This window comes from Blastococcus haudaquaticus, assembly GCF_900230285.1.
GTDB lineage: Bacteria > Actinomycetota > Actinomycetes > Mycobacteriales > Geodermatophilaceae > Blastococcus_B > Blastococcus_B haudaquaticus.
This window is the reverse complement of record NZ_OCNK01000002.1, coordinates 462,187-478,157: the sequence shown is the minus strand read 5'-3', so window position 1 is coordinate 478,157 and position 15,971 is coordinate 462,187. Positions and strand designations below refer to the sequence as shown.

Annotated in this window: 17 protein-coding genes; 8 read left to right on the top strand and 9 right to left on the bottom strand. The window is 72.8% G+C overall.

The window, feature by feature from the left end; genetic code table 11:
* Positions 1-19 precede the first annotated feature (19 nt).
* Positions 20-895 carry a PaaX family transcriptional regulator gene (locus tag CRP30_RS08910; RefSeq protein WP_097183578.1) on the top strand — a complete coding sequence of 292 codons (876 nt, stop codon included), beginning with the start codon at positions 20-22 and terminating at the stop codon, positions 893-895.
* 35 nt (positions 896-930) lie between these two features.
* Here CRP30_RS08910 and CRP30_RS08905 read toward each other — a convergent pair whose 3' ends face one another.
* Genes CRP30_RS08905 through CRP30_RS08890 form a run of 4 tightly spaced genes read right to left on the bottom strand, consistent with a single transcriptional unit; the run spans position 931 to position 4,716 of the window.
* Positions 931-1,386 carry a MaoC family dehydratase gene (locus CRP30_RS08905; RefSeq protein WP_097183577.1) on the bottom strand — a complete coding sequence of 152 codons (456 nt, stop codon included), beginning with the start codon at positions 1,384-1,386 and terminating at the stop codon, positions 931-933.
* Complete coding sequence (locus CRP30_RS08900) at positions 1,383-2,930, bottom strand: acyl-CoA synthetase (protein WP_097183576.1); 1,548 nt, start codon at positions 2,928-2,930, stop codon at positions 1,383-1,385. Before CRP30_RS08900 ends, CRP30_RS08905 begins: the two co-directional genes overlap by 4 nt.
* Complete coding sequence (locus CRP30_RS08895) at positions 2,927-3,790, bottom strand: amidohydrolase family protein (protein WP_097184085.1); 864 nt, start codon at positions 3,788-3,790, stop codon at positions 2,927-2,929. Before CRP30_RS08895 ends, CRP30_RS08900 begins: the two co-directional genes overlap by 4 nt.
* Before the next feature lie 17 nt (positions 3,791-3,807).
* Positions 3,808-4,716 (bottom strand): SDR family NAD(P)-dependent oxidoreductase, encoded by a 909-nt coding sequence (locus tag CRP30_RS08890; protein ID WP_097183575.1) that lies wholly within the window; start codon positions 4,714-4,716, stop codon positions 3,808-3,810.
* Positions 4,717-4,799: 83 nt separating this feature from the next.
* Between CRP30_RS08890 and CRP30_RS08885 the strand changes: the two genes are divergently transcribed.
* On the top strand, positions 4,800-5,258 hold the full coding sequence (locus tag CRP30_RS08885; protein ID WP_097183574.1) for a MarR family winged helix-turn-helix transcriptional regulator: 459 nt from the start codon (positions 4,800-4,802) through the stop codon (positions 5,256-5,258).
* Positions 5,259-5,365: 107 nt separating this feature from the next.
* Complete coding sequence (locus tag CRP30_RS08880; RefSeq protein ID WP_097183573.1) at positions 5,366-6,352, top strand: ABC transporter substrate-binding protein; 987 nt, start codon at positions 5,366-5,368, stop codon at positions 6,350-6,352.
* Positions 6,353-6,424: 72 nt separating this feature from the next.
* On the opposite strand, the gene CRP30_RS08875 is transcribed toward CRP30_RS08880, so the two are convergent.
* A complete protein-coding gene (locus CRP30_RS08875; RefSeq protein ID WP_097183572.1) occupies positions 6,425-7,093 on the bottom strand; it encodes a CoA transferase subunit B in 669 nt (222 codons plus the stop codon).
* Entirely contained in the window at positions 7,090-7,890 is an 801-nt protein-coding gene (locus tag CRP30_RS08870) for a CoA transferase subunit A (RefSeq protein WP_097183571.1), read from the bottom strand. Before CRP30_RS08870 ends, CRP30_RS08875 begins: the two co-directional genes overlap by 4 nt.
* A gap of 212 nt (positions 7,891-8,102) precedes the next feature.
* On the opposite strand from CRP30_RS08870, the gene CRP30_RS08865 reads away from it, so the two are divergent.
* Complete coding sequence (locus CRP30_RS08865; protein ID WP_097183570.1) at positions 8,103-8,495, top strand: TFIIB-type zinc ribbon-containing protein; 393 nt, start codon at positions 8,103-8,105, stop codon at positions 8,493-8,495.
* 25 nt (positions 8,496-8,520) lie between these two features.
* Here CRP30_RS08865 and CRP30_RS08860 read toward each other — a convergent pair whose 3' ends face one another.
* Positions 8,521-9,495, bottom strand: a complete 975-nt coding sequence (locus CRP30_RS08860) for a sensor histidine kinase (protein ID WP_097183569.1) — start codon at positions 9,493-9,495, stop codon at positions 8,521-8,523.
* 350 nt (positions 9,496-9,845) lie between these two features.
* Here CRP30_RS08860 and CRP30_RS08850 point away from each other — a divergent pair, with 350 nt between their 5' ends.
* Positions 9,846-11,270, top strand: coding sequence for an NADP-dependent succinic semialdehyde dehydrogenase (locus CRP30_RS08850; protein ID WP_097183567.1), 1,425 nt, complete (start codon positions 9,846-9,848; stop codon positions 11,268-11,270).
* Between the two features lie 24 nt (positions 11,271-11,294).
* On the opposite strand, the gene CRP30_RS08845 is transcribed toward CRP30_RS08850, so the two are convergent.
* The gene (locus tag CRP30_RS08845; RefSeq protein ID WP_097183566.1) at positions 11,295-11,840 is read right to left on the bottom strand and encodes a hypothetical protein; all 546 of its coding nucleotides are present in this window, start codon (positions 11,838-11,840) and stop codon (positions 11,295-11,297) included.
* A gap of 56 nt (positions 11,841-11,896) precedes the next feature.
* Positions 11,897-12,241, bottom strand: coding sequence for a UBP-type zinc finger domain-containing protein (locus CRP30_RS08840; protein ID WP_097184084.1), 345 nt, complete (start codon positions 12,239-12,241; stop codon positions 11,897-11,899).
* A 31-nt stretch (positions 12,242-12,272) separates the two neighbouring features.
* Between CRP30_RS08840 and CRP30_RS08835 the strand changes: the two genes are divergently transcribed.
* The 3 genes from CRP30_RS08835 (at position 12,273) to CRP30_RS08825 (ending at position 15,945) form a co-directional block, all read left to right on the top strand.
* Complete coding sequence (locus CRP30_RS08835; protein ID WP_097183565.1) at positions 12,273-12,722, top strand: DUF5709 domain-containing protein; 450 nt, start codon at positions 12,273-12,275, stop codon at positions 12,720-12,722.
* Positions 12,723-12,844: 122 nt separating this feature from the next.
* On the top strand, positions 12,845-14,503 hold the full coding sequence (locus CRP30_RS08830) for an FAD-dependent oxidoreductase (RefSeq protein WP_097183564.1): 1,659 nt from the start codon (positions 12,845-12,847) through the stop codon (positions 14,501-14,503).
* Entirely contained in the window at positions 14,500-15,945 is a 1,446-nt protein-coding gene (locus CRP30_RS08825; protein WP_097183563.1) for an ATP-binding protein, read from the top strand. Before CRP30_RS08830 ends, CRP30_RS08825 begins: the two co-directional genes overlap by 4 nt.
* Positions 15,946-15,971: the final 26 nt, after the last annotated feature.

The following is a 15,971-nucleotide window of genomic DNA, read 5'->3' as shown; positions in this document are numbered from 1 at the left end:
GTGGGCGAAGATGAGCCGGATGGAGACGGACGCTGCAGAGGTGCCGGTGGGCGACGTCGTCCTCCGGCCCGAGAGCCTGTTGCTCACCTTCTACGGTGCGCACGTGCTCGGCCGGCCCGTCATGGTGGCCACCCCCAGCCTCATCGAGGTGATGGAACGGGTGGGCGTCTCGGCGCACGCCACCCGCTCCGCGATCGCGCGGATGGTCACGCGGGGACGCCTGGTCAGCCAGCGGCGTGGGCGGCAGGTCTACTACGGCCTCACGCCGCGCTCGGTCGAGGTGCTCAACGACGGCTACGTCCGGATCTGGCGCACCGGCGCCGTCAACCGGCACTGGGACGGCCGCTGGACACTGCTGAGCTTCAAGCTGCCCGAGTCGTGGCAGCGGCAGCGGCACGAACTGCGCACGCGGCTCCTCTGGGCCGGGTTCGGTCCGCTCCAGGGTGGCCTGTGGATCGCGCCGTCCGTGCCCGACATGGACCGGCTGCTCTCGGGTCTGGAGGCGGCCCGGCACGTGCGTGCCTTCGTCGCCCAGCCGCACGCCGGCCTCGACGTCGGGGCGATGATCGGCGACGTCTGGGACATCCCCGGCCTGGCCCGGCGGTACGAGCGCTTCCTCGAGCGGTGGGACGGCGGGGTCGCCGACCGCCACCACACCGACCCCCTCGGCCGCCTGCTGGCGCTGCAGGAGGAGTGGCGGCTGGCCCTCCGGCAGGAGCCGCACCTGCCGGTCGAGCTGCTGCCGCAGCCGTGGCCGGCCGAGCGCGCGCAGCAGCTGTTCCACCGGCTGCACGCCGAGGTCGAGCTCCAGGCCCGCGCGGCCGCCGCAACCGTCCTCGACACCATCCCGGCGGTCGAGGGCGCGACGCCCGGTCAGGACACCGGAGGGGCCTGATCGGTGGACCGGGTGCAGACCCCCGCCGGGAACTCTCAGCCGTAGAAGCGGAAGACCGGCTCGGCGATGCAGACCGGCTTGGCCGCACCCTCGGCCTCGATCACGGCGGCCACGGTGACCTGCAGGCCGCCGGCCACCTCCTCGACGTCCTTGAGGGTGGCGGTGAGGCGCAGCGTGGATCCGACCGGCACGGGGGCGGGGAAGCGGACCTTGTTCAACCCGTAGTTCACCGCCATCGTCGCGTCGCTGACGGTGAGCACCTCCGACCACATGGGGATGAGCAGCGACAGGGTCAGGTAGCCGTGCCCGATCGGCCCGCCGAAGGGGCTCTCGGCCTTCGCGCGCTCGACGTCGACGTGGATCCACTGGTGGTCACCGGTGGCGTCGGCGAAGAGGTTCACCCGGTCCTGGGTGACCTCCACCCACTCGCTGGTGCCCAGCTCCGCGCCCTTGAGGGTGGGCAGGTCGGCCATGGTCGTGGTGGTGCTCATGCGGTGGTCTCCTCGGTGGGCAGGTAGTGCGCGCGCAGGTCGGGCTTGCGGATCTTTCCGGTGGCGGTCTTGGGGAGCTGGTCGGCGAACTCGACCAGGCGGGGCACCTTGAAGCCGGCGAGCCGCTCGCGCAGGGCGGTGCGGACGGCGTCGGCGTCACGCTCGGCTCCGGGCGCGACCACGAGGACGGCCAGGCCGACCTCGCCCCACTTCTCGTCGGGGACGCCGATGACGGCGGCCTCCTGGACGCCGTCGAGCTCGAGCAGGGCGGATTCGACCTCGGCGGGATAGATGTTCTCGCCACCCGAGATGATCATGTCCTTGTACCGGTCGCGGACGTAGAGGAAGCCCTCCGCGTCCACCGACCCCGCGTCGCCCGACCGGTACCAGCCGTCCTGCAGCACCGCGGCCGTCTGCTCGGGCTCGTCCCAGTAGCCGGCCATGATGTTGGGGCCCTGGATGACGATCTCGCCGACCTCGTCCACGTCCGCCCGGCTGCCGTCGGGGCGCAGCACGCGGACGTCGGTGAAGAACACCGGCTTGCCGGCCGAGCCGACCTTCCGCACCGCGTCCGCGGAGTCCAGCACGGTGGCGCCGGGGGAGGCCTCGGTCATGCCGTAGGCCTGCTGCATCGTCACGCCCCGCTCCAGCCAGGTGTGCAGCGTCGGGAGGGGGAGCGGGGCGCCCGCGGCGCCGATGGTGCGCAGTGCGGAGAGGTCACGGGTGAGGAAGTCCGGCTCCCGGGCCATGGCGTCGAGCATGGTCGGGACGGCGAAGAACGAGTTGACCCGCTGCTCCTCGATCACCCGCAACGTGTCGACGGGGTCGAACCGGCGGACGATCACCGCGCACCCGCCGCGCAGCAGCGAGGGGTTGACCGTGCCGTTGAGCCCGCCGATGTGGAACAGCGGGGCCAGCGCGAGCGTGCGCTCGTCCTGTGCGAAGTCGAACCCCAGCAGCTGGTTGACCGCGTTCCAGGTCATGTTCCCGTGCGTGAGCACCGCGCCCTTGGGGCGCCCGGTCGTGCCCGAGGTGTACATGATCAGGCAGGGGTCCTCGAGGGCCACCGGCTCGTCCCGCGGCTCCGGGTCCGCCGCGGCGAGCAGCTGCTCGTAGTCCGCCGAGTCGGCGCCGCCCTCGGTGGGCGGCTCGGCGGCCAGCCAGTGCCGGACGGTGGGCAGCCGGTCCCGCAGCGCGTCGGCCAGGCCACCGTGGTCGCGGCCGTGGACGACCACCGAGGCGCCCGCGTGCCGCAGGACGTACTCCGCCTCCGGCGCGGCCAGCCGGGCGTTGACCGGTACCCAGATCGCGCCGAGCTGCCCGCAGGCGTAGAGCGTCTCGAGCGCGGACGGGTGGTTGCCCCCGGTCCAGGCGACCCGGTCGCCGCGCACGACGCCGAGACCCGCCAGCGCCGCAGCGGTGCGGCGCACCCGCTCGGCGAAGCCGGCGTGCGAGGTCGTCGTCCCCTCGAACCAGATCGCGTCCCGGTCGGGGGAGATGAGCAGCCGGCGCTCCGTCCACGAACCGAGACCGGCGTTCCTCATCGCAACCCCAGGGCCCGGATCGCGTTCTCCTTCATGATCATCGGTCTGACCTCGTCGCGGATCTCCAGCGCCTCGAAGTCCTTGACCCACCGCTCCGGGCGCAGCAGGGGGTAGTCCGAGCCGAAGAGCACCTTGGTCTTCAGCAGCGTGTTGGCGGCCCGGACGAGCTGCGGCGGGAAGTACTTCGGCGACCAGCCCGACAGGTCGATGTAGACGTTGGCCTTGTGCTGGGCGACGGCGATCGCGGCGTCCTGCCAGGGCACCGAGGGGTGCGCCATGATGATCGTCAGGCCCGGGAAGTCGGCGGCGACGTCGTCGAGCAGCATGGGGTCGGAGTAGCGCAACTTGATGCCGCGGCCGCCGGGCAGGCCGGAGCCGATGCCGGTCTGGCCGGTGTGGAACAGCGCCGGCACCCCGAGGCTCTGCAGCTCCTCGTACAGCGGGTAGACGGCCCGGTCGTTCGGCAGGAAGTCCATCAGGCTGGGGTGGAACTTGAAGCCCCGGACACCGTGCTCGGTGACCAGCCGGCGGGCGGCGCGGATGCCGGCGACGCCCCGGTGCGGATCGATGGAGCCGAACGGGATGAGCACGTCGGGGTGCTCGGCGGCCGCCTGCGCGATCTCCTCGTTGGAGAGGGTCGCGTGCCCGGTGGCCGCCTCGGCGTCGACGGTGAAGATGACCGCGGCCATGTTCTTGCCGCGGTAGTCGGCGGCGATCTCCGGCACGGTCGGGTCGTACGGGTCGCCCTTGAAGTACTTCGCCGCGGCGGCGTTGAGCTCGTCGTCCAGGGCCAGGTGGCCGTGCTGGTCGGCGTGCACGTGGACGTGGACGTCGATCGCGACCAGCGCGTCGAGGTCCATCCCGGCCGGGGATGCGGTCATGCCGGCGGCTCCGGGAACTGCTGGCCGACCGTCTGCTGCGAGGCGGCGAAGGCGCCCGACCAGATCCCGGCGATGGCGTCGGCGGACCAGCCGGTGCCGTCGGCGAGCTCCACGGCGACCTCCGTCGGGTGCGACCAGAGGGCGAGGCGGTCGCCGCCGATGCCGATGGCCTGACCGGTGATGCCGGCGGCGGCGTCGGAGGCGAGGAAGGCGACGAGGCCGGCGGCGTCCTCGGGCGCACCGAACGACAGCTGCTGACGGGCGTAGGGCGGCAGCGGCTCGCCGGCCTGCAGCGCGTCGACGTAGGGCTTGAGGAAGGGCACCGTCTCGGTCATGGCCGTGGCCGCGACGGGCACGATCGCGTTGACGGTGATCTCGGCGCGGGCCAGCTCCATCGCCCAGGTGCGGACCATCCCGACGATCCCGGCCTTCGCGGCGGCGTAGTTGGTCTGGCCGAAGTTGCCGACCTGACCGGTCGGGGAGCCGACGCAGATGATCCGGCCGCCCTCGCCCTGCTCGCGCAGCCTGATGGCCGCCGCCCGGGTGCAGGTGAACGTCCCGCGCAGGTGGGTGGTGACGACGGCGTCGAACTGCTCGTCGGTCATCTTCCAGAGGGTGGAGTCGCGCAGGATGCCGGCGTTGTTGACCAGCACGTCGAGGCGACCGAACTCCTCGACCGCTCGGTCGACGAGGGCCTGCGCAGCCTCGCTGGTGCCGACGGGGACCACCTCCGCGACGGCGGTCCCGCCGGCCGCGGTGATGCTGCGGACGGCCTCCTCCGCGACGGCGGCGTCGACGTCGTTGACGACGACCGACGCTCCCGACCGTGCGAGCTCAGCGGCGTAGGCCAGCCCGAGCCCCCGTCCGCTGCCGGTGACGATCGCTACCTTGCCGGACAGATCCACGGAACTCCCTCGTTCGAAGCGGACGGTCGAGACATTGCCGACGCTAGGCCGATATCGTGGAGAATGTCAACGATGGAGGACTGATGGACCCGATCACGAACGCGCACGTCCTGACCGACGACGTCGGCTTCCTGCTGTCCCGGGCCAGTGGGCTGTTCGTGCGTGCCACGAACGCCGCACTCCTGTCCTACGGCCTGCGCGTCCGGTCGTACTCGGTCCTCCTCCTGGCGTGCGAGGCAGCGGAGGGCGTCACCCAGCGGGACCTCGCCGAGGTGCTGGGGCTCGACCCGAGCCAGGTGGTCCTGCTGGTCGACGAGCTGGCGGACTCGGGCCTGGTGGAGCGGCGTCCCTCGGACAGTGACCGGCGGACGAAACTGGTGGTCGCCACCGCGGCAGGACACGCGCTCCGGGCCGAGGCGGTCGTGGAGGTCGGCGCCGCGGTCTCCGCCCAGCTGGCCGACCTCACCGGGACCGAGCAGTTCCTGCTGCGTGACCTGCTGGGCCGCCTGGTGCGTGGGAACGGTGGGGCATTCCCCGCCTGACCGGCCGCGATCGCGTCAATGTGCCGGAAAGGACTAGCGGGAAGCTGATGTGACGTGCATCATGCCGGACATCAATCGTTGATGGTCTCACTGATCTCGGAGACGCCATGACCCGCCGCTGGATTCCGCTCCTCACCGCCTCCATGCTCGCCCTCGCTGCCTGCGGCGGCGGGGACGACGACAGCGGATCGACCGATGCCGACTCCACCGGGGGGAGTGGCGAGCTCCGCGAGGTGACCGTCGGGATGCTGCCGATCCTGCCCACCGCCGCCCTCTACGCCGGTATCGAGGAGGGCTTCTTCGAGGACCACGGCCTCGAGGTCACGGTCGAGACCGGCCAGGGTGGTGCCGCGCTGCTGCCCGCCGTCATGGCCGGCCAGATCGACTTCGCCACCAGCAACCCCGTCTCCCTGCTCCAGGCGCGAGGGGAAGACCTCGACGTCCGCGTGATCGCGCACTGGACCTCCGCGCTGTCGGAGGGCGAGACGGACATCAACGGGGTCGTCGCGGCCGCCGGCTCGGGCGTCGAGTCGGCCGCCGACCTGGCCGGGAAGACCGTCGCCGTCAACACGCTCAACGGGATGGGTGGGCTGACGATCCGCGAGGCGGTGCGCGCGGACGGCGGGGACCCCGACGCCGTCAGCTTCGTCGAGATGCCCTTCCCGGACATGCCGGCCGCGCTGTCGGGCGGCAACGTCGACGCCGTGTGGGTGCCCGAACCGTTCCTGGGCGGCCTGCAGGCGGCCGGCAACGTCGTGGCCACCTACTCCAGCCGCGAGTCCGTCCCCGGCCACCCGACGCAGCTGTTCTTCACCTCGCCGCAGCTCCTCCAGTCCGACCCCGAGCTGGTCGAGGACTTCACCGCCGCGATCGAGGAGACGCTGGAGTTCGCCGACGAGAACCCCGACGCGGTGAAGGCGCAGGTCCCCCAGGTGCTCCCGCAGCTGCCGCCGGAAGCCCTCGAGAACGTCCAGCTGGAGGAGTTCGGCACCGACCTGCGGCGCGAGCAGCTCGAGCAGCTCGGTGAGCTGATGGTCGAGGACGGCCTGCTCGAGGACGACGCTGACGTCGACGGGTTGCTGCCCGAGGAGTGAGCCTCACCGTCCACCCCTGGAGGAGGCCCGTCCGCCGTCGCGGACGGGCCTCCGGCCGGGGCCTCGCCGGTGTCAGACGATGGCGGGGAGGGGCATCTCGCGGAGGTCGTCGGCGACGGTGAGCGGCGCGCCGGTCGCGGCCACCACGTCGTCGGCGGTCACGCCGGGTGCGGTCTCGCGCAGCACGAGGCCGTCGTCGGTGACGTCGATGACGGCGAGGTCGGTGATGATCCGGTCGACGCACGCCTTGCCGGTGAGCGGCAGGGTGCACTCCTCGACGATCTTGGCCGACCCGTCGCGGGCCACGTGCTCCATCATGATGATCACCCGGCGGGCGCCGTGCACGAGGTCCATCGCCCCGCCCATGCCGTTGACCATCTTCCCGGGGATCAGCCAGTTGGCCAGGTCGCCGCGGGTGTTGACCTGCATGGCGCCGAGGATCGCGACGTCGAGGTGCTTGCCGCGGATCATCCCGAAGGACATCGCCGAGTCGAAGAAGCTGGCGCCGGGCAGGATCGTGACGGTCTCCTTGCCGGCGTTGATCAGGTCGGCGTCCTCCTCGCCCTCGAAGGGGTAGGGGCCGACGCCGAGGATGCCGTTCTCCGAGTGCAGGACGACGTGCACGCCGTCGGGCACGTAGTTGGGCACCAGTGTCGGCATCCCGATGCCCAGGTTGACGTACTGGCCGTCCTCGAGTTCCAGGGCCACGCGGGCGGCGAGCTGCTCACGGTTCAGGCTCATGCTGGTGTGGCCTCCTCGCCGGCGGCGGCCGGGGTGTCGGAACGGTCGGTGCGGGGCCGGCTGGTCCGCTTCTCGATCTTCTTGCCCTCGGCGCCGACGACCACCACCCGGTCGACGAAGACACCGGGCAGGTGAACGGTCTCCGGGACGATCTCGCCGGGCTCGACCAGCTCCTCGACCTCGGCGATCGTGACCCGCCCGGCCATCCCGGCCGGGGCGTTGAAGTTGCCCGCCGACTCGTGGAACACCAGGTTGCCGTGCCGGTCGCCCCTGGCGGCGCGCACCAGCGCGAAGTCGGCGGTCAGCGCCGTCTCCAGCACGTACTGCTGGCCGTCGAAGACCCGCACCTCCTTGGGCGCGCTGGTCTCCACCACGTTCCCGTCCGCGTCGTACCGCACCGGGATGCCGCCCTCGGCGACCATCGTGCCGACGCCGGTCGGCGTGTAGAACGCGGGGATGCCGGTGCCACCTGCCCGCAGCCGCTCGGCCAGCGTGCCCTGCGGCGTCAGCTCCACCTCCAGCTCCCCGGAGAGGTACAGGCGGGCGAGCTCCTTGTTGCCGCCGACGAAGGAGCTGATCGTCCGGGTGATCCGGCCGGCGTAGAGCAGGACGCCGAGAGCCTGGTCGTCGACCCCGCAGTTGTTCGAGATCGTGGTCAGGCGACGGGCGCCCTGCTCGAGCAGAGCGTCGATGAGGGCGACGGGGACCCCGCAGAGCCCGAAGCCGCCGACGGCCAGCGTGGCGCCGTCGGAGATGTCGGCGACGGCGTCGCGCGCGGAGGCGATGACCTTGTCCACGGCTCAGCCCGCCCGGGTCCCGGGCGCCGGTCGACCGGCGTCCCGCGTCCGGCGCGTGCGCGTTCCATCCACCAACGTGCTCCCATCGGTCGGGGCTGCGAGCACCCAGTATCCATCCCGACCGGTGCGGGTCCGGTCCGTCGTCCCCACTGGACGGAAGGGATCCTGCGGCGGCCCGGGAACTCGCGGGACGGTGCCACCGTTGCGCGGGCATGGAGCTGACCTGTCCCAAGTGCCACGGGACCATGCGGACCTACGAGCGCAACGGCGTGCACGTGGACCAGTGCGCGGACTGCCGCGGCATCTTCCTCGACCGCGGGGAGCTCGACCGCCTCATCGACGCGGAGAACGCCTGGCACGGCGCGCCCGCCGCCGCGGCACCGCAGCGCCCTGACGCCCAGCAGCACTCCGACGACGAGCGGCGGCACTCCGAGCACTACTCCGGCTCCCCGGCCGGTCACTCGGCGGCAGGTGCGGGTGCGGGCCTGAGCGGGGTCGTCGGCGAGGTGCTGCGCCAGGTGCAGGGGTCCAAGCAGTCGAGCTCCCACTCCGGCTACGGGCACCGGCGGAAGAAGGAGTCGTTCCTGGGCGATCTCTTCGGCTGAACGGGGGCCGTTCGGCTGAGCAGGATCACCCGGTCCGGATGGTCAGCCGGACGTGCGCCCCGTCGTCGTCGCCCGAGATGTCGACGTAGTCGCAGAGCTGGCGCGCCAGCCACAGACCCATCCCGCCGCGGGAGAGGTCCTCGCCGTGGGCCGGTCCGTAGCCGGCGAACGGGTCGTCGAAGCCGGGGCCCTGGTCGTCGATGGAGCAGACGACGCGGTCCTCGCCGATCCACAGCCGGAGGCTGACCGGTGGCTTGCCGTGGCGGACGGCGTTGGACGTCATCTCGTCGACGGCCAGCAGGTAGTCCTCGACGGCGTCGCGGGAGGCGCGCACCGTCGAGAGCTCGGCGGCCACCGTGTGCCGCAGGGCGATGAAGTCGTCGACGGAGCGCACCCACAGGCGCGGCGTCGTCCGCTCCAGCGGCTCCTCCGGCAGGGGGAGCGAGCGCAGGTAGTCCGCGGGCGCGACGAAGTCGGGATTCGGGAGGCGGTTCCCCCGGTCGGTGAGCGAGGAGTGCGTGCGGCGGGCCGACTCCAGCAGGGGATCGGGCAGCCGCTGCGTGTCGAACACGCACAGGCCCCACAGGGGCCACTCGCCGAGGGCGATGTTGATGACCGACTCGTACCGCTGCCACTCCAGCCAGTCGCGCTCGGTCGCGCCGAAGTTCACCTCGCCCACGACCCGGACCCGCGGCACGCCCTCGCCGGTGCGCTGCTCCGCGAGCCGCCGGAACGTCGTGATCGCGGTGGGCGTGCGCGCCCGGTAGACGTCGCTCCGGTCGAGGACGTGCACCCGCGGATCGTCGCCGACGGCGTCGCGCAGCGCAGCGGCCGTCCCGTCGCCGGCGGCGATGACGGCCGCCTCCCCGGCCTCGAGGCCGTCGAGCAGGAAGGGGACGGCGGTCTCGACCAGCGCGTCGTGGTCGTCGTAGAGCAGCGCGTCGTGGAGGTAGCGGTCGGCGGGCGAGTCTGCCCAGTCCACCACCGACGACCCCGTCACTGCTTCTCCCGGTCACATGCTCCGCCGCCCGGATCAGGGGCCTCGACCCCACGGTAGGCGATGGCCGACGACGACGCGGGACCGCCGGCCCGATCGTGCCCGGCGCCGCTGCCGGCTGCGGGTCGATCGGCTGCGGCGCGGCGCATGCGGGAGTGCCGGTAGCCGTGGACCGCGTGGACGGCCGGGTCGTGCGCACGCACACCGCTCGACGAGCGACGGTGCTGTGCGGCACGATCCTGGCGCCGTCACCCGGGCGCCGTCTCGGGGGCGCCGTTTCGTGCGAGCCGTTTCATGGGAGCCGTGGAGGGCAGGGGACCCGGAGGCGGCACCACCAGCGACGGGAGAAACCCATGGCCATCGCCACGATCAACCCGGCCACCGGAGAGACGCTCAAGACCTACGAGCCGCTGTCCGACGCGGCGCTCGAGGAGAAGATCGCCCGCGCCGCGACGGCGTGGGCGTCCTATCGGCGCACCTCGGCGGAGCAGCGGGCCGGCTGGCTGCGGGCGGCGGCCGACGTGCTCGACACCGACGCGGGCACGGTGGCCGAGCTCATGACCACCGAGATGGGCAAGACCCTGGCATCGGCGAAGGCGGAGGTGGCGAAGTGCGCCGCGGCGCTGCGCTGGTACGCCGAGCACGGCCCGGCGATGCTGGAGCCAGAGCCCAAGGACGCCGCGGCGGTGAAGGCGCAGGCCGCCTACGTGGTGCACCAGCCGATCGGCGTCGTGCTGGCGATCATGCCGTGGAACTTCCCGCTCTGGCAGGCCATGCGGTTCGCCGCCCCGGCGCTCATGGCCGGCAACGTCGGCCTGCTCAAGCACGCCAGCAACGTGCCGCAGACCGCGCTCTACCTGGAGGAGCTGTTCCGCAGGGCCGGCTTCCCCGACGACGTCTTCCAGACCCTGCTGATCGGGTCGTCGGCGATCGAGAAGGTGCTCCGCGACGACCGCGTGGCCGCGGCGACCCTCACCGGGAGCGCGCCCGCCGGGCAGTCGGTCGCCTCGATCGCCGGTGACGCGCTCAAGAAGACCGTGCTGGAGCTGGGCGGCAGCGACCCGTTCATCGTGATGCCGTCGGCGAACCTCGACAAGGCGGCCGAGGTCGCGGTCACCGCCCGCAACCAGAACAACGGGCAGAGCTGCATCGCCGCCAAGAGGTTCTTCGTCCACCGCGACGTCGCCGAGGAGTTCACCCGGCTGTTCGCCGAGAAGATCGGGGCGCTCACCGTCGGGGACCCCATGGACGAGGGCACCCAGGTCGGGCCCCTGGCCACGGAGTCGGGGCGCGAGGACGTCGAGAAGTACGTGGACGACGCCGTCGCGAAGGGCGCGGCCGTCCTGGTGGGCGGCAAGCGCGTCGACCGGCCCGGGTGGTTCTACGAGCCGACGCTGCTCTCCGGCATCACGCCGGAGATGGACCTCTACTTCGAGGAGGTCTTCGGGCCCGTGGCCGCGCTGTTCACCGTCGACTCGCTCGGTGAGGCCATCGAGATCGCCAACAGCCACCCCTACGGCCTGGGGGCCAACCTGTGGAGCGAGGACGAGGACGAGCGGGCGGAGTTCATCGCCGACGTCGCCTCCGGCATGGCGTTCGTCAACGGGATGGTCACCAGCTACCCCGATCTGCCCTTCGGCGGCGTGAAGCAGAGCGGTTACGGCCGTGAGCTGACCGAGGTCGGCATGCGGGAGTTCATGAACGCCAAGACGGTCTGGATCGGGCCGCCGAGCAGCGAGCAGGGGGACGGCGACACCGCCGGAGCGGCCTCCGAGTAGCGCCGCGGGGAACGACGGAGCCCGCTACCGGCCGCCGGTGGCGAGCTCCGTCGTCAGCCCGCGCAGCAGGTCGTCGACCTCGGCCGCGAACCCGCGTCGCGGGCGCCGGGCGTCCCAGCGGACCGCGCCGACGAGGGCGGCGACGACGGCGAGGAGGACGAACCGGGCGCCGGGTCCGTCGGTGCCGATCCCCGTCCCCGCCACGATCGCGGTGAACAGCAGCGGAAGGGCGGCGACCGCCATGGTGGCCGTCGTCCACGCGTGGAACCGGGCAGGCCGCGCCGCGCCCACCAGCTCCACACCGTTCGGTCCGCCGGTCAGCCGGCCGGTGACGACCGGGTGGACGATGGGGTAGCGCCCGTACTGGTTGCGCCGGGTGAGCCGCACCGTCCCGGACCGCCGGACGGTCAGCTGCAGGTCCCCGGGGCTTTCCGGTCGGCGCGCCGCGAGCGTCCGCGCCAGTCCGGTGAGCGCAGCGGTCGCGTCTCCGACGTCCGCACCCGGGACCGGCACGCGGACGGCGAGGGGCGGCCGGGCGGTCTCCGGCGGGTCGGGCGGAACGGGGGGCACGGCGCACCCTGGCACATGGCCGGGGAGCCCCTGTCCGGGCCTCCGGCGGGGTGGGGTCAGTGCAGCCGCGACGCCCAGTCGGCCGGCACGCGGCCCCGTGGTCCCGGGGCGGGCTGGTCGACCGGGTGGTGCTGCGGCGGGGCCAGCTCGCTGCCGGCGACCGGCTGCTCGGTCGAGAAGTCCCAGAACCAGTCCTCTCCCGGCTCGTAGCTCCGGATGACCGGGTGCTCCTCGGCCGAGGCGTGCGCGCGGGCGTGCCGCGAGGGCGAGGAGTCGCAGCAGCCGACGTGGCCGCACTGTGCGCAGCGGCGGAGGTGGAACCACCACCCGCCCGTGGCCTCGCACTCCACGCACCCCGGGCCGCTCGGCGGAACCGCCGGATCGAGCGCGCTCCTGGTCATCGGCAGACCCCTCAGCTGGTAGGACATCGGCATGCAACCCGGCATCCACCGTACGGACGGCACCGACCCCGAGGAAGCATCCGGCCTGCTCGAGGCCGAGGACACCCTCGACGACCTCCGGGGGGTGCGCGACGTCCTCGACACCGGCTGGTCCCCGCCCGAACGGCCCTGGGCGGTGGACGACTGGGGCACCACGGAGGCGGAGGAGTCCGCCGGCGAGAGCCTCGACGGGCGCCTCGCCCGCGAGCTCCCCGACGGGGCGGCGGACGAGGGCGACGGCCTCGGGGACACCACGGACACCGACGGCGAGCTGCTCGACGACGAGGTGGGCGACGAGCGGGCCGGCCGGCTGGTCGACGCCGACGACGGTGGCACCGAGGACCGCGACGACGAGTTGTGGGCTCGCGACGCGGGGATCGACGGCGCCGCGGCCTCGGCCGAGGAGGCGGCCGTGCACGTCGTCCGCGACCGCGACCGCTGAGAGGGGTGCGCCCCTCGGCGCCGCGCGACTAGCGTTGCGGAAGGAGACCCTCTTGCTCCCCACCCCTCGCACGCTCGCGGTGGGCCCCTGGAAGAGGGCCAGAACCAGGGTGGAGTCGCCACATGGGCAAGCCGGTCCTCCTCAGCGTGGACGACGACCCCGGGGTGTCCCGTGCCGTCGCCCGCGACCTGCGCCGCAAGTACGGCGGGGACTACCGGGTGCTGCGCGCGTCGTCGGCCGCCGAGGGGCTCGAGGCGCTGCGGGAACTCAAGCTGCGGGGCGACCCGGTGGCGGTGCTGCTGGCGGACTACCGGATGCCGGAGATGAACGGCATCGACTTCCTCGAGATGGCGATGGACCTGTTCCCCCGGGCCCGCCGCGCGCTGCTCACCGCCTACGCCGACACCGACGCCGCCATCCAGGCGATCAACGTCGTCGACGTCGACGCCTACCTGCTCAAGCCGTGGGACCCGCCCGAGGAGAAGCTCTACCCCGTCGTCGACGGCATGCTGAAGTCATGGCAGGAGACGCCCGATCCGGCGGTCGACGGCGTGAAGCTGGTCGGGCACCGCTGGTCGGCACCGTCGTTCCGGGCGCGTGACCTGCTCGCCCGCAACGCCGTGCCGTACACGTGGTTCACCGTCGACGAGCCGGAAGGCCAGCGGATCCTGGCGGCGGCCGGGGCCGGTCCGGAGGACATCCCGGTGGTGGTGACCGCGGACGCGAAGGTGCTGCTGCACCCGAGCGAGTCCGAGCTCGCCGCTGTCGCGGGCCTCGCTGTCGAACCGCGGGAGATGTTCTACGACCTCGTCGTCGTGGGTGGTGGGCCGGCCGGGCTGGGCGCTGCGGTGTACGGGGCGTCCGAGGGGCTGCGGACCGTGCTGGTCGAGCGCGAGGCGACCGGCGGTCAGGCCGGTCAGAGCAGCCGGATCGAGAACTACCTCGGCTTCCCGGACGGTGTCTCCGGCAGCCAGCTGGCCGACCGCGCCCGGCGCCAGGCGGTGCGCTTCGGCGCCGAGCTGCTGCTGACCCGCGACGTGGTCGCGCTCGAGGCGCACGGCCCCAAGCGCGTCGTCCGTCTGGACGACGGCCGGGTGCTCGCCGCCCATGCCATCGTCCTGGCGACCGGGATCTCCTATCGGAGTCTCGGCGTGGACGGCGTCGACGACCTCACCGGGCGCGGCGTCTACTACGGCTCGGCGATGACCGAGGCCGTGGAGTGCACGGACCGGGACATCTACGTCGTGGGCGGTGCCAACTCCGCGGGGCAGGCCGCCGTGTACCTCTCGCGGTTCGCGCGCTCGGTGTGCCTGCTGGTCCGCGGGGACTCGCTCGAGGCGTCGATGTCGGCCTACCTGATCGAGCAGATCGCGGGGATCGACAACATCTCCGTCCGGACCTGCTGCACGGTCGCCGGCGCCCAGGGCGACGGGCATCTGGAGACCGTCACCGTGCAGAACGCGAACACGGGGGAGCGGGAGACCCTGCCTGCCAGCCACCTGTTCGTCTTCATCGGCGGCGCGCCGCGCACCGGATGGCTGGACGGGGCCGTGGCCAGGGACGAGCACGGCTTCATCCCCACCGGCCCGGCGCTGCTGAGCGACGGCCGCCGGCCACCGGGCTGGGCACCCGACCGCGATCCCTACTTCCTGGAGACCAGCCTCCCCGGCGTCTTCGTCGCCGGGGACGCCCGCTCCGACTCGGTGAAGCGGGTGGCGTCGGCGGTCGGCGAGGGCGCCATGGCCGTCACCCTCGTGCACCGGTACCTGGGGGAGCGATGACAGCGACGGAGCAGCGGCTTCCGACCGAGGAGCTGCGCGAGCTCTTCCTCTTCGAGGCCCTCGACGACGAGCAGCTGGCCTGGGTCGCCGCCAACGGCGACGTCGTCGACTGCCCCGCCGGCGCCGACGTCTCGGTCGAGGGGGAGCCGGCGGAGTGCTTCTTCGTGCTGCTCGAGGGGACGATGACGATGTCCCGTGTCGTCGGCGGCAGCGAGGTGGAGACGGTGCGCACGTCGCACCGCGGCGTCTACTCGGGCGCCGTGCAGTTCTACTTCGGTGAGCGGCTGGAGCAGCGCTACCCCGCGACCGTGCGGGCCGTCACCGACTGCCGTTTCCTGGCGCTGCCCGCGGGTCCGTTCGCCGCGGTCTTCCGCGACTGGTACCCGATGGCGGTCCACCTGCTGGAAGGCATGTTCGTCGGGCAGCGGAACTCCGCCGAGCTGGTCGGCCAGCGCGAACGCCTGCTGGCGATGGGGAAGCTGACCGCGGGGCTCACCCACGAGCTGAACAACCCGGCGGCGGCCGCGTCCCGCGCGGCCGACGCCCTGCGCGACCGCTTCGCCGGCATGCGGCACAAGCTGGCGATGCTGTCCGAGGGCAAGCTCGACGGCGAGGTCCTCCGCGCGCTGACCGCGCTGCAGGAGGAGTTCGTCGCCCGCGTCGGGGCCGCCCGGGAGCTGACCACGCTGGAGCGGTCCGACCTCGAGGACGGCCTCGGCGAGTGGCTCGGGGACCACGACGTGCCCCAGCCGTGGGAGCTGGCCGGGGTCTTCGTCGCGGCCGGACTCGGACCCGACGACCTCGACCGGGTCACCGGCGCCGTCGGCGACTCCCACCTCGCGCCGGCGCTGCGCTGGCTGGCCTACACCGTCGAGGCGGAGGCGCTGCTGGTGGAGATCGCCGACAGCACGCACCGGATCTCCGCCCTGGTCGACGCGGCCAAGCAGTACTCGCAGATGGACCGCACGCCGCACCAGCCGACCGACCTGCACGCCGGGCTCGACGCCACGCTGGTCATGCTCGGCGGCAAGATCAAGCCGGGCATCACCGTGGTCAAGGAGTACGACCGGTCCCTGCCCGAGGTGCCGGCCTACGCCGGCGAGCTCAACCAGGTGTGGACCAATCTGATCGTCAACGCCCTCGACGCCATGTCGTCGAGCGGGGGCGGCGGCGAGGGCACGCTGACGATCCGGACGGCCCGGGACGGCGACTGCGCGCTGGTCGAGATCGTCGACACCGGGCCCGGCATCCCGGAGGAGCTGCGGTCGCGGGTCTTCGAGCCGTTCTTCACCACCAAGCCGGTCGGGCAGGGGACCGGCCTGGGCCTGGACGTGTCGTGGCGCGTCGTCGTCAAGCGGCACGGTGGCGACCTGCGCGTGACGTCGGTGCCCGGCGACACCCGCTTCCAGGTGCTGCTCCCGCTGACCGAGCCGGCCGCCTGATCCGCCGAGGGTCGGTACCGGCTGGG

Excerpts from the sequence above, each read along its gene's own strand:
- CRP30_RS08910 (WP_097183578.1), top strand. The coding sequence starts at position 20 with ATGGAGACGGACGCTGCAGAGGTGCCGGTGGGCGACGTCGTCCTCCGG.
- CRP30_RS08905 (WP_097183577.1), bottom strand. The coding sequence starts at position 1,386 with ATGAGCACCACCACGACCATGGCCGACCTGCCCACCCTCAAGGGCGCG.
- CRP30_RS08900 (WP_097183576.1), bottom strand. The coding sequence starts at position 2,930 with ATGAGGAACGCCGGTCTCGGTTCGTGGACGGAGCGCCGGCTGCTCATC.
- CRP30_RS08895 (WP_097184085.1), bottom strand. The coding sequence starts at position 3,790 with ATGGACCTCGACGCGCTGGTCGCGATCGACGTCCACGTCCACGTGCAC.
- CRP30_RS08885 (WP_097183574.1), top strand. The coding sequence starts at position 4,800 with ATGGACCCGATCACGAACGCGCACGTCCTGACCGACGACGTCGGCTTC.
- CRP30_RS08880 (WP_097183573.1), top strand. The coding sequence starts at position 5,366 with ATGACCCGCCGCTGGATTCCGCTCCTCACCGCCTCCATGCTCGCCCTC.
- CRP30_RS08875 (WP_097183572.1), bottom strand. The coding sequence starts at position 7,093 with ATGAGCCTGAACCGTGAGCAGCTCGCCGCCCGCGTGGCCCTGGAACTC.
- CRP30_RS08865 (WP_097183570.1), top strand. The coding sequence starts at position 8,103 with ATGGAGCTGACCTGTCCCAAGTGCCACGGGACCATGCGGACCTACGAG.
- CRP30_RS08850 (WP_097183567.1), top strand. The coding sequence starts at position 9,846 with ATGGCCATCGCCACGATCAACCCGGCCACCGGAGAGACGCTCAAGACC.
- CRP30_RS08840 (WP_097184084.1), bottom strand. The coding sequence starts at position 12,241 with ATGACCAGGAGCGCGCTCGATCCGGCGGTTCCGCCGAGCGGCCCGGGG.
- CRP30_RS08835 (WP_097183565.1), top strand. The coding sequence starts at position 12,273 with ATGCAACCCGGCATCCACCGTACGGACGGCACCGACCCCGAGGAAGCA.
- CRP30_RS08830 (WP_097183564.1), top strand. The coding sequence starts at position 12,845 with ATGGGCAAGCCGGTCCTCCTCAGCGTGGACGACGACCCCGGGGTGTCC.
- CRP30_RS08825 (WP_097183563.1), top strand. The coding sequence starts at position 14,500 with ATGACAGCGACGGAGCAGCGGCTTCCGACCGAGGAGCTGCGCGAGCTC.